At 50.9% G+C, this 12729-nt stretch carries 10 protein-coding genes; all 10 read left to right on the forward strand.

The window, feature by feature from the left end; genetic code table 11:
* The first annotated feature begins 52 nt into the window (after positions 1-52).
* Entirely contained in the window at positions 53-1372 is a 1320-nt protein-coding gene (locus AC5S16_RS15125; RefSeq protein WP_493930915.1) for a nucleotide sugar dehydrogenase, read from the forward strand.
* Positions 1356-2492 carry a glycosyltransferase family 4 protein gene (locus AC5S16_RS15130; RefSeq protein ID WP_493930916.1) on the forward strand — a complete coding sequence of 379 codons (1137 nt, stop codon included), beginning with the start codon at positions 1356-1358 and terminating at the stop codon, positions 2490-2492. Before AC5S16_RS15125 ends, AC5S16_RS15130 begins: the two co-directional genes overlap by 17 nt.
* 54 nt (positions 2493-2546) lie before the next feature.
* Complete coding sequence (locus tag AC5S16_RS15135) at positions 2547-3773, forward strand: hypothetical protein (protein WP_493930917.1); 1227 nt, start codon at positions 2547-2549, stop codon at positions 3771-3773.
* A gap of 45 nt (positions 3774-3818) precedes the next feature.
* Positions 3819-4805, forward strand: a complete 987-nt coding sequence (locus AC5S16_RS15140; protein WP_493930918.1) for a polysaccharide deacetylase family protein — start codon at positions 3819-3821, stop codon at positions 4803-4805.
* Between the two features lie 397 nt (positions 4806-5202).
* The gene (locus tag AC5S16_RS15145; protein ID WP_493930919.1) at positions 5203-6969 is read left to right on the forward strand and encodes a glycosyl hydrolase family 28-related protein; all 1767 of its coding nucleotides are present in this window, start codon (positions 5203-5205) and stop codon (positions 6967-6969) included.
* Positions 6970-7147: 178 nt separating this feature from the next.
* Positions 7148-8413 carry an NAD(P)-binding domain-containing protein gene (locus tag AC5S16_RS15150; RefSeq protein WP_493930920.1) on the forward strand — a complete coding sequence of 422 codons (1266 nt, stop codon included), beginning with the start codon at positions 7148-7150 and terminating at the stop codon, positions 8411-8413.
* Positions 8414-8443: 30 nt separating this feature from the next.
* Complete coding sequence (locus AC5S16_RS15155; protein WP_493930921.1) at positions 8444-9757, forward strand: ATP-grasp domain-containing protein; 1314 nt, start codon at positions 8444-8446, stop codon at positions 9755-9757.
* An 85-nt stretch (positions 9758-9842) separates the two neighbouring features.
* Positions 9843-10877 carry a CheR family methyltransferase gene (locus AC5S16_RS15160; protein WP_493930922.1) on the forward strand — a complete coding sequence of 345 codons (1035 nt, stop codon included), beginning with the start codon at positions 9843-9845 and terminating at the stop codon, positions 10875-10877.
* Between the two features lie 4 nt (positions 10878-10881).
* Positions 10882-11412: a dTDP-4-dehydrorhamnose 3,5-epimerase gene (gene rfbC, locus AC5S16_RS15165; RefSeq protein ID WP_493930923.1), complete on the forward strand. Its 531-nt coding sequence runs from the start codon at positions 10882-10884 to the stop codon at positions 11410-11412.
* Positions 11413-11500: 88 nt separating this feature from the next.
* The gene (locus tag AC5S16_RS15170) at positions 11501-12655 is read left to right on the forward strand and encodes a glycosyltransferase family protein (RefSeq protein WP_493930924.1); all 1155 of its coding nucleotides are present in this window, start codon (positions 11501-11503) and stop codon (positions 12653-12655) included.
* The last annotated feature ends 74 nt before the right edge of the window (positions 12656-12729 follow it).

Below are 12729 nucleotides of genomic sequence, written 5' to 3' on the forward strand. Positions count from 1 at the left end.
ATCTGGCGCGTGGTGGTTTGGGCTTGAGCTCGCAAGCAATAAGGAATCAGTGATGAGAGTTTCAGTATTCGGCCTTGGATATGTAGGGGGGGTGTCTGGGGCGTGCCTCGCCCAGATGGGACACGAGGTCATAGGTGTTGATGCGAACCCCGCCAAAGTTGCGCTGATCAATCAGGGCCTGCCGCCGGTGATTGAAGTCGGGCTGACGGACTTGCTCGCGAGCGTTACTGAGAACGGCAGCTTAAGGGCTACTGAGAACTGGCAAGAGGCAATTGCAGGCAGCGATATCGCCCTGGTCTGCGTCGGCACTCCGAGCAGCCCGAACGGGAGCTTGAGCACTGACCTGGTGCAACGTGTCAGCGAGCAGATTGGTACGGCTCTAGCGACCAAGAATGGATACTTCGTCGTTGCCGTACGCAGCACGGTCCTGCCCGGAACCGTCGAGAAGCTTGTCATTCCTACCCTTGAGGCGTGTTCAGGGAAAACCGCAGGGCGTGATTTCGGCGTATGCATGGTGCCTGAATTCCTGCGCGAAGGCTCGTCTGTAAAAGATTTTTTTTGCCCACCTCGAACCGTGGTTGGAGAACTGGATTGCCGCGCAGGGACCACGGTTGCCGCATTATTCAGTGAGATTGACGCCCCCTTGATTCGTACCAGTATTCGTGTGGCAGAGACTCTGAAATATTCAGACAATGCGTTTCATGCTCTCAAGGTGACCTTTGCGAATGAGATTGGCAATATCTGCAAAGCCGCCGATTGCGACAGCCATGAAGTGATGAAAATCTTCTGCATGGATAAGAAGCTTAACCTGTCGCCTTATTACCTCAAGCCGGGTTTTGCATTTGGCGGCTCGTGCTTACCGAAAGATTTGCGAGCGCTCACCTACCACGCACGCACGCTGGATGTTTCGACTCCTCTGCTTGATGCGATTCTGGTAAGCAACAGAAAGCAAGTCGAGCGGGTGACAACACTGCTGCAGAAGTACAAAGGAAAATCACTGGGATTTCTTGGATTGAGCTTCAAACACGGAACCGACGATCTGCGCGAAAGCCCGATTCTGGAAGTTATCGAAACCATGATCGGGAAAGGGTTCCGCGTAAACATCTATGACGAATTTGTCTCGATCGCCCGTCTCGTCGGCGCTAATAAGGAATATATCCAAAAAGAGATTCCTCACATCTCGTCATTGATGCGAGCGTCAGCGGAGGAGCTTGTGCGTGACTCCGACGTAGTTGTAGTCAGCAATGCGAGTGAGGAATTTCTCGAGACTCTCACGCGGGTGGGTCGACCGGATCAGATTGTTGTTGATCTCGTTCGGATTATCGAAAATACCGAAGCAATGAATGGCCGATATCATGGTATCTGCTGGTAGCGAAATACTCACACCAATCTCTGTGGATGACGCCCTGGCGTCGCCGACGAAGCGCGTTCTGCTGGTTTCCAACAGGCTTATGCATTACCGCGTTTCGGTCTACAACTATTTCTGGCGCAGATTTCGCGAGCATGGGTGGGACTTTGCTGTCCTATCGAACGAGCTGCAGCAGCAGAATCAAAACCGGCGCGAGTTTGAGCTCATTGAAGAGCCATTTGATTTTTTTGCCTATCGAGCCGAGATTCAGCGTTTCAAGCCTGATGTGGTGATCCTGTTTCTGCATTTGAAGGACCGCATCTTATGGCCTCTGATTCACTGGCTGAAACTCTCTGGCATACCTGTGGCGCTCTGGACTAAGACGCGGAACCTGGACGATCCCGACAACCGTTTGCGCAATATGTTTTTTGACTATCTGCATGTCATCAGCGACGGTCTCATTCTTTACACGGCATCATTGATCCGTTTCATTCCCAAGCAACATCACGATAAGGTGTTCATTGCGAATAACACGATCAATTTTGAGGATTTCCCTCAGGTACGTGAGTCGAAGGATGAAATCAAGCGGGATCTCGGCATTCCATTTCAAAAAGTGGTGCTGTTTGTTGGCCGCATCGGAGAGGAACGGAACCGGAAGAAGGTCGATCATCTGATCGACATGTTTCGTGAACTCGACCGATCTGACATTGGCCTTGTCATCGTCGGGTCGGGGCTGAGCGATGAGCTCCGCGTGCGCATGAATCCCGCAAACACGCGTTATCTCGGCGAGGTTCATGACGCTGAGAACCGTGAAATCAGCCGGATCTTCAAAATGGCCGATGTCTGTTCGATTCCCGGCCACGTTGGCCTCGGCCTTAATCAGGCTTTTTTCTGGGGCTTGCCGATGGTAACTGAGCATGGAAATCAGCCTCCCGAGATCGAATATCTGCGCGAGGGGGAGAACGGTTTCATGGTGCCTGAAGACGATCGGTGCGCGCTCCGTGATCGATTGTTATTTTTGCTTGATAACGATCAGGAGCGCTGGCGCATGTCTGCGAATGCGCGCCGGGACGTTCTTGCGAATGCCTCCATCGAGGGAATGTTCGGTGGATTTCTCTCCTGCGTTCAACATCTATCCCACTAATCATTTTCTCCATTTATTGCAAGCACTTCTCAGACGACAACCAAGAGGACACCTATGGAAACACTTGCAGCTCCGAACCCGGCCCAGGCAGTAACATACAAATCGCTGGCGGCGCCTTTGCTGAAAAGCGCCACCGCTGTGCAGAACTGGGTTGAAGCACATGGATACCGTGGATACGAGCCGTTTGATGGCCTGTCAAGCCCGCTCAGAGTCCTTACATTTAGAAACCTGCTTGCCGAACGCATTCTGCAACAGGCTGTTCGACAATCGCCAATCAATATCAGGCCACTGGTTGGAATCAAACCCCTTGATTCCACCAAGGGCAGAGGAATGATGGCCTGGGGCTATCTTCTGCTGCATCGCACTACCGGCAATACAGATTACTGGACGAAAGCAACGGAATGCTTGTACTGGCTCGATGTTCACAAATCTCCGAAATTCGAAAAACACAGCTGGGCGAACTTCTTTGATTTCTCAAGCCGAGGCGGGGCCTACCACAAAGATGACAGCATCATTGTCTGGACGAGCATGATTGCTCAGGCATATCTTGAGGCTTTCGAGCAGTCACAGGACCAGTGGTTTCTGGATTTAGCATTGAGCGCGTGCGACTGGATCATGTCACTGCCGCGCGAGCGGACCGATCAAGGGACCTGCCTCAGCTACTTTGCCCACGCACAGGAATCGATCCATAACGCGAATATGCTGGGCGCCGCGGCGCTCGCCCGTGCCGCGCAACATACGAATCGGCCGGACTATATAGATGTAGCCCGCAGCGCAATGGTATACAGCTGCTCGCGCATGCTTTCCAACGGTGCATGGTGGTATGCAGAATATGATGGGCATCATTGGATTGACAATTTTCATACCGGGTATAACCTGGACAGTCTGAAGTGCTATATCGAATGCACGTCCGATACGGAATTCTCCGGTCATCTAAAAAAAGGCCTTCGCTTCTTTAAGGATCACTTCTTTGAGGAGTCCGGACGCCCGAAGTACTACCACAGCCGTGCATACCCGATTGATATTCAGTGTGCGTCTCAAGCGATTGATACGCTTGCTTATTTCTCTGCGGAAGATCCTGAATCACTGTCTCTCGCTCTCAAGGTGGCGGACTGGACGATTCGCAACATGCAGGACCCTGCCGGCTTCTTCTACTACCGCAAGTATCCTCTTGGGATAACGGCCCGCACGCCTATGCTGCACTGGGGACAGGCCACGATGTTCAAAGGTCTTGCTCACCTGATCCACCGGTTGCCACTGAACGAGCGTTCCAGCCTCTAGACCATGTCGTCATCTTTACTGTCGAAAGCAGCATCGCGAATACCAATGGATTGGGTGCGTCCGCTCTCCGGGGTATCACTCGTCGTCCCGTTTTACCACATGGTGAGCGATCAGCATGTTCCGCACGTAAGCAATTTATATCGCTTCCGAAGCATCGCAGAGTTCATAGCGGATGTAGAATTTTTTGCCCGTCATTTCGAACCCGTAACGCTCAGCGATATCGTTGACGCGTTGAACGGGAAGCGCTCACTTCCTCGCTCGTGCTTTCATTTAACGTTCGATGATGGCTTCAGAGAGATGCACGACATTGTTGCACCCATTCTGCATCGCGCCGGCATTCCTGCTACGTTCTTCCTCAATACGGCATTTCTGGACGGCGGCGGACTTGCTCACTACAACGCGATCAGTGTGCTGATGGACCGGACCCAACACCTTTCCGACACTGCAAGGGCACGCTTTGAATCCATTTTGCCCGCGCCGAAAAACGGCGGCAGCACGCTGCAGGGCCGGATGCTGTCGATCGGGTATAAGCATGGATCGCTTGTGCGTTCCCTCGCTGAAGTTATGGGCTTTGATCTAGAGCAATATGTCAAAGATGCCCAGCCGATCCTCACCTCGAAGCAGATTGAGACACTGCTCAGCCGAGGATTCACTGTGGGCGCACATGGCCATGATCATTCGCTATATGCAAATCTTTCGCTGTCTCAACAGCTTGCACAGACGCGCACGAGTATAGACACTCTGGAAGCGCAATTCGGTATAAGCCCGAAAGCATTCGCATTTCCCCACAACGATAACGGAGTCCAGGACGAATTCTTTACCGCCGCTTTCTTTGAGCCAGTACTGGATGTTTCGTTCGGGACTTCAGGCCTCATCAGGCATCATCACCCAAGAAATATCCAGCGCGTCAGTATGGAGAAAACAGCAGCGTCTGCAGAGCGGATCCTGGCACGACAGTTCACGCGCGCTACGTGCTTCAGATTCCGATTCAACTATGCGCATGAGGCTCGCGGCAGAGGCATTGTGCAGTAAATAAAATGAATCAGGGTGGATTAGCAAGTAGTTGTTTGCTCTTGCCGTTCCATCCCCTTGTACATCAAACCCTTATTAATTTGGAAAAATAAGCGCTGCGATTCAGATTTTGCTCGGTAATTTTACGAGCATGATGAATTTTAACGCCGCCTTATCGATCAGCCTATGCAAAGATGCTCATCTTTTGATATAGATAACAGCAACGTTGATCATCTCGGCACGATGAGCAGTGGGCCATTACAACAAATTCAGCATGTTGTTGTGATGAGGAGAGTTCCCGAAATCTTTGTTGAACCTCTTTGTGACCAGGCTGGATAGCAACTGATCCTAGAGAGGTGCGACATTCATGTTTAAGAGAAACTCCCCCCCTGCGTTCGCATTCGCGGCGCTCGTAAGTATGTTTTTGGTCGGATCCCTTGCAGCACAGACCGCATATGACCTTCCGAATAACAACAGTGGCTGCCCGGGAAGCTGTCGTCAGATCCCCTGGAAAACCGGATCTGACTTGTGGAATAACGGAACTCTACCTACCTACACTTCAGTCACCTGCAGCGGACTTAAAGGAAATGGAACCACTGATGATGGGCCTGCAATTCAGAGCTGCATCAACGCAGCAAGCAGCGGTACCGCAGTATACGTTCCGGCAGGGACATATCTTATTAACAGTTCAATTCGCTTGAAGAGTAATGTTGTTCTGCGCGGTGCCAAGCCCTCGGGCCAGCCATTCCTGCCGGCTGCGGACACCACGGCTACTACCTTTCTTCTTGGCGCCAATGGCACCCTGACGACACAGAGTTTTTCGGCTTCAAGCAACAACCTATCTCCGTCGACCACATATGGGGTAAAGAGTCCGGGATATGCCCTCAGCGGCGCTCCGAAGAAAGGAGATACCACAATCACCTTTGCCTCGGGATCGCTCAGCGCAGGCCAGTGGATTGCAGTGTTTGCTGATAATGATCCAACTCTTGTCTCCGTTAACGGAGAGGATGGAAACTGCAGATGGTGCGGCGATAACACTGGTTATGATGTGATGCAGCAGATCGTACAAGTTGCTTCTGTTTCCGGTTCGACTGCCACACTCACGCGGCCGCTTTACTACACTCTCTACGCAAACCCTGAGTATCGTAAATATACGTTCAGCACGCAAAAGGCGGGATTTGAGAATTTTCGAGTGAATGTGACGGGCGATATCGGGCCAAACCAGATTATCCTGCTCTCCGGTTGCCTCTATTGCTGGGTAAAAGGAGTGGAGACATACAATACGGGAAGCAACAGTGGCTCTGCGCATATCGAACTCGATTACAGCTATGGAAACGAGATCCGGGACAACTATGTGCACGACGGAAGGTCATCCGCCAGCGGAGCCAATTATGGCGTCTATTTTCAGTTCGTCAACAGCGACCATAAAGTTGAGAACAATGTCATGCGGCACAATCGTCACAGTGTTGTTTACCAGGGAGGTGGCTCTGGAACAGCCATTCTCTATAACTACATTGATGACGACTATACTGATGACCTAACTTATCTTGGTTCCGCAAGAATCTCTCATGGTGCCCACCCATATATGAACTTATGGGAAGGGAATATAGCTTCTCATGTGGCTGCGGATGACTTTTGGGGATCTTCTTCCCACTTTGTATTTTTTAGAAACTGGCTATGGGGGGATGAAACTGGAACAGGGGTACCCAGTTTTCCGCCTAGCAATGGTTTTGACGCCATTGATCTCTATCCCATGCAAACCTATTACTCATTCGTCGGGAATGTGCTTGGAATTACCGACAAGCACACCACCTGGGCTAATGCGACATTGAGGGGGTTTGATGAGTATGCAAGTCCTTCCAAGCCGATCGTATACAGTTTTGGCGGCGCAAGTGGAAGCATTCCAAGTGCGGATACAACTTCTCTCAACCACGGCAACTATGACTACAAGACGAATGGAGTGGCTTACTGGGAAGGCGGCTCGAATCACACGCTAAAGGCCTCGATGTACTACACTTCCAAACCAGCCTTTTTCGGATCCTGCACCTGGCCAGGCATCGGACCGGATATCACTCCAATCACGAATCAAATGCCGGCAAAAGCACGGTACGAAGGAGACACATCGTGCGGCGGCAGCCTTCCAGTTCCCGCAGCTCCTACTAGTCTGACAGCAACGCCACACTAGATTGTCACTTCCCTTTTACGAACGGAGTGCTTTAGAGTTCTCGCTTGATAAAGCACTCCGGATATCCCCTGAATCGCATAGAGCTCTATTTCTTATCTCTACCGATATCTCCCGAACACACAAATTAACTAGAACGACTCTTTGACAGGAGGCAAGGATATCTATTCCTGCCGGCTATATGGCAATGACACAACCAACACTTAGAACTGCAACCGACGTGGCAATTATCGGAGCCGGACCCTACGGGCTGTCGATTGCTGCGTATCTTGCCGAGCTCGGCATCTCATTTCGTATTTTTGGAAACCCGATGAGTGCCTGGGCCAACCAGATGCCCAAGGGAATGCGGCTAAAATCGGAGGGCTTTGCCTCCTCTCTGGCTGATCCGCAGTCTCAATTCACACTTGCTCACTATTGCACGGAGAAAGGGTTGCCATACCAGGACACGGAGCTTCCCGTTCCGCTGGAAACATTTGTGGCTTATGGATTGGCGTTTCAGAAGAAATTCGTGCCTAACCTCGAGAGCAAGATAGTAGTGTCGCTGCTGCAGTCTCCAGTAGGTTTTGAATTGCGACTGGATGATGGCGAACATTTGTTTGCACGCAAGGTAGTCCTTGCGGTAGGCATAACGCAATTTGCACAAATCCCCGAGGTCTTGTCGTCAATCCCCAGCGATTTCATCAGTCACAGTTCTGCACACAGCGATCTCCAGGGTTTTAAAGACCGCAAAGTCGCAGTAGTTGGAGCAGGTGCGTCAGCTCTGGATCTGGCGGCTTTGCTGCACCAGGCCGGCGCCGCTGCTCAAGTGATTGCACGTAGCCCTGCGATCCGTTTCCATAATCCGCCTGAACTTCGTTCACTGCCGGAACGGATTCTTAAACCAATGACCGGCATTGGACTGGGAATGGATTTCTACTTTTATGTGACTGCCCCTCAGGTCTTCCGCTGGCTGCCGGAAAGGCTGAGACTTAACAGAGTTCGTAAAACTCTCGGTCCAGCTCCTGGATGGTTTATTCGAGATGAGGTTGTTGGACAAGTCCCTCTCCACGTCGGTACGAAGATCATTAGCGCTGCAGTTCACGATGGCATGGTTAGCCTGCAGTTGACTAATGGTGAACGAACCTGGATGCTCACATGTGATCACGTCATCGCCGCAACAGGGTATCGCATCGATCTGCAGCGTTTAGCCTTGCTTGACGATGAACTGCGCGGCAAAATCCGTCTTACAGGCAAATCGCCACGCCTATCTACAAATTTTGAATCTTCTGTCCCTGGTCTCTATTTTGTCGGTGTAACTGCTGCAAATACATTCGGCCCCGTTATGCGATTTGCATATGGAACACGATTTACTGCGCGACGCCTTTCCAGGCATCTTGCAAAGTCGGCTCATAGATCATCGGTGCTTTATGGCAGACCCGATAATCTGCAGGTATTCGAACAGATATAGGGAGGACATTACCGAATTTCCTGTAAATAAATGAGCAAACCAAAATCCGAATTGAAAAAGCCTACTTCGGGTGGTCTCAGGGTTCTTTTGACAGATACGAATCGCTGGCCTGTTGTTCCGCGTCTGGCGATCTCCTTCTGCAACATGGGCTGCAAGGTAGCAGTGCTCTGCCCTACACCTGGCCACCCTGTTCAGAAGGTTAGTGTTGAACGCGTGTTTCACTATAACGGGTTCAAACCTGCAGACTCTCTGAGAACGGCGATTGAGTCATTTGATCCTGATCTGATTGTTCCTTCCTGCGATCGTGGTGTCGAGCATCTGCATAAATTGCACTCGATCTCTTTATCGCAAGGCACGGCAGGGAGCAAAATTGCAACTTTGATTGAGCGTTCATTGGGCTCGCCCGACGGCTTCCCGATAGTTTCCAGCCGCTATGAACTTCTTAAAATGGCTCAATCGGAAGGCATTCCAGTACCGGAGATGGTTGCAATTGAGAGCGGCACTGACTTACATCTCTGGAGCAGCAAGCTTGCACCGCCCTGGGTGATCAAGGCAGACGGCACATGGGGAGGCAGCGGGGTAAAAATCGCAAAGGATATTAGCGAGGCTGAACATTTCTTTCTTGAATTTACGAATCGCGCCAGTGTGGTCGAACTAGCCAAGAGACTGTTGCTCGACCGCGACCGGGGCAGGTCGTGGTTTGACTGGAAGCATTCGCGCAGATCGGTGATTGCCCAATCCATGATCAATGGCCGCCCGGCAAACTGCGCGGTTGTCTGCTGGCAGGGGAAGGTATTGGCAGGGATTGCCGTCGAGGTAATCAAAACGCGCGGAGCGACAGGTCCGGCAACTGTAGTACAGATTGTGCCCGGCACCGAAATGATATCCGCAGCTGAGAAAATCGCCCGGCGCCTTGGAATTTCCGGATTTTTCGGGCTGGATTTTATGATCGAAAAGGATACGGGGGTTACTTACCTTATTGAGATGAACCCTCGCTGTACTCCGCCTTGCCCCCTGCCTCTTGGAAACGGGCGCAATCTGATGGTGGCACTTCGGGCACAGCTTACGGGCGAACGGCTTCTCAGCAATCAGCCTGCAATAGAGAAAAACATGATTGCATATTTTCCCCAGGCTGCAGAAACTGCTGACTATCTTGATCATGCGGCATTAGATGGTCGCATCCATCACGATATTCCCAGGGAGCATCCTGAACTTATTCAAGAACTACTCCATCCATGGTCAGGTCGAAGTATTATCGGAAAACTGATCGATCTTTTACGGCGAAAAGAACACCAGATAGATACTCCCATTGTTCTTCCTATAGAGGAACCTCGTGCCTGCTAGCAGGAAATACGAAGCAAAACCGCTTGTAGGAGCAAACTCAACCAAGTCTTTCTCATTGCTTGGGTTATTCATTGCTGGAAACAGTATGACAAAAATAAGTCCTATCACGTCCGCTGCCGATTCAGAGATGCGGCGAAAGAGTCTCGGCGTTTATGCTTCCCTAGCAAGGCGGGCCTGGAAGTATCTACCACCCGCTTTGCGTCGCCAGTCTTTTGGCCAGGCATATGCCCGGCATCTGGATCGCATGGTTCGCCTCTCTGCTGACCGCAAGCAATATTTTGCGACGTTTTTTCTGCGCAATCGGCCTGAGCTCCAGCTTGTGCAACGACTACTCGATCGCAAGCCGTATGGCGCTCGCGTTGATCTCGCTGTCATGGCATGCAGTAAGGGCGCTGAGGTCTACTCAATCGTCTGGGCGATTCGCTCAGCGCGCCCCGACCTGCAACTCAATATATATGCAGTGGATATTTCCCAGGAGATCGTTGATTTTGCATCGCAGGGAGTGTACGCATTTGAAAGTCCCAAAGCAGTTATCGCGCAGCGCGATCATATTTCCGGGGGCAGGAATGCTATTGGATGGAATACATCGAGAGACCAGAATGCATGGATGTTCGAGCGCATGTCCAAGGACGAAATTGATGCCATGTTCGAGGTAAATGAGAATCAGGCGAGCATTCGGTCTTACCTCAGACAAGGGATCACCTGGATATGCGGAGATGCCGGTAGTTCCAGTCTCAGAGAGGAGATGGGCCTTCAGGATATCGTGGTGGCAAACCGTTTCCTCTGCCATATGGAATCTGATGCTGCATCGATATGTCTGCGCAATATTGCAAAGATGGTTAAACCTAGAGGTCATCTCTTCGTGTCAGGCATTGACCTGGACGTGCGGACTAAGATCGCGCTTGAAATGGGCTGGCAACCTGTGCCGGATTTGTTGAGAGAGATTCACGACGGCGACGATTCCATCCGCCGCGGCTGGCCTCTCGAATACTGGGGCCTGGAGCCACTTGACGACCGTCGGGCGGACTGGAAAATTCGCTATGCTTCAGTTTTCGAGGTCGGCGAGACAACATCTGAACACATGGAGCTTGCCTTGCAGAATGCTCAAGGAGATAGCTAAAAGCATGCGGTTTACCGAAACCGCTATTGCGGGCGTATGGGTCACAGAGCCGGATTTCCGCGAAGACGATCGTGGGCGCTTCTTTCGCGCATGGTGTCTCCGGGAATTTGCAGAGCGTGGAATTCATTTTGCTCCCGTTCAGGCAAATATGGGATTCAGCAAATACAAAGGCACGGTTCGCGGCATGCACTTTCAGGTCGAACCAGCAACAGAGGCTAAGCTGGTGCGCTGCACCAGAGGAGCCATGTTTGACGTGGCCCTGGATCTTCGCGCTGACTCGTCAACGTATGGCCAATGGTTCGGAACTGCCCTAACTGCAGAAAATGGCCGCATGTTATATGTGCCGGAAGGATGCGGCCATGGATACCAGACTCTCGAAGACCAGACTGAAATGCACTATATGACTTCGCAGTTTTACACTCCGGGCTCGGCTCGTGGCGTCCGTTTTGATGATCCTGCATTTGATATTCAGTGGCCTTCGGAGGTTGCCGCAATTTCTGAACAGGATCGCAACTGGCCGCTAACGCAGCGATAACAGGAATAAACATCTCGCGCGAAAAGCTTATCAACAGCTCATAAAGCATTCGATGACAGCCGTGAATCACGATATGGAAATACAATCTATGCATCCACGCACACTTATCTTCTCGCAGCGAAATTTATCTAAGATACTTCCGTTTCGGTGTCCTCATTTTGAATTTGAAGATGTAATTGCGCAAATAGACACGGTAGAGATGCTGTCGCCGACAATTGATCCCTCGACGCGACGTCATACGCTTGCCAAGCAGCTTGCCTACCACACTCCGTTTATTCTGAATCCCGGGATTGAACAAACATCGATGAATACGGGATATGATCTTTTTCTGGCAATTTGCGGGAACCCATCGGATTTGCTCAGAATCAATGCGGCAGGAGACTGGAGAAACAACTGCAAGAAGGCTATTTGCCTCATCGACGAAGTATGGATCAAGGAAATAAACAGCTATCGCAACTACTTGCGGATGCTTGAGCAATTTGACCTTGTTGTCCTTTATTATAGCCAGAGCGTTAAGCCTATTAATGATCTACTAGGGCAAAACAAATGTGTCTTTCTACCGCCTGGAGTGGACACAATCCGCTTCTGCCCTTATCCGAACCCGCCTCAGAGAGCCGGCGATATTTACAGTATCGGCCGCCGATCCGCAGTCACGCATCGAGCTTTCCTGAAAATGGCCGAAGAAGATGGAACGTTCTATATATATGACAGCACATCTGCCAATCAGGTGCTTGATCCAATCGAACACAGAGTTCTCTTTGCAAATATCTCAAAGAGAAGCCGATATTTCATTGTCAATCCGGGCCTAATTGATCGACCAGATATCAGGGGAACACAAATTGAAATCGGAAATCGCTATTTCGAGGCTGCTGCTTCGGGCGGCATCTTATTGGGAGAGCGTCCGAACAACGGAGAATTCGAGAAGTTTTTTGATTGGCCAGACGCGATGATTGATCTTCCTTATAACTCGTCGAATGCTGACAAAATCGTGAAGGAACTTGATAAACAGCCCGAACGGCAGCAGGCGATGCGGCAAATGAATATGCGGCAGGCCCTACTGAGGCATGACTGGGTTTACAGATGGGAAGCAATTCTAAATACTGTGGGTATTTCTCCTTTGCCGCAATTGGAAGTCAGAAAGCAGCATTTAAAGAGCCTGGCAGGATCCATAGCCCAAAATAAGATCTCACCAGCAAGTACTTCACCGGACATCGGGCTGACATCAGGGTTACTTGTTCACTGATTTAGCCTGCACGCTGGCTAGATTCCCCTTCCTATATCTCTCTGTCCACTGCATATTTGAAGTTATCCAATCGA

It is taken from the genome of Acidobacterium sp. FHG110202_01 (genome assembly GCF_059115305.1).